This window comes from Arthrobacter sp. 05T423 (genome assembly GCF_056396245.1).
The window spans coordinates 1-381 of record NZ_JBFTLC010000127.1; the positions used below are offsets into that span (position 1 = coordinate 1).

The window sequence follows — 381 nt, forward strand, 5'->3', positions numbered from 1 at the left end:
TGCCTTGGTGCCGTCACGGAAGGAGGTGTGCATGTACGGGTTCAGCTGGCCGGAGTCGGTGAGCTCCTTGGAGAACTCCCAGTTTTCCCACACGTTGTCCGGGTTCATCTCGTGGTAGTGCTCGAGGTACTTGGCGCCCTTKCCCGCGCAGACCACGTCAAAGCCGCTGGTCCGGGCCCAGTCCACCAGTTCCATGATGAGGGCAGGCTGGTCACCGTACGCCATSGAATACACGACGCCGGCCTCTTCCGCGCGCTTGGCGAGGGCCGGTCCGGCCAGGGCGTCGGCCTCGACCGTGACCATAATGATGTGCTTCTTGGTTTCGATCGCGCGGAGTGCGTGCTTCACGCCCACGATCGGGTTGCCGGTCGCTTCAACGAT

Annotated in this window: 1 pseudogene; it reads right to left on the bottom strand. The window is 63.3% G+C overall.

The features are described 5' to 3' along the window. Positions 1–381, bottom strand: a pseudogene (locus AC1DFE_RS24215) (flagellar biosynthesis protein FlgA); the annotation flags it as partial.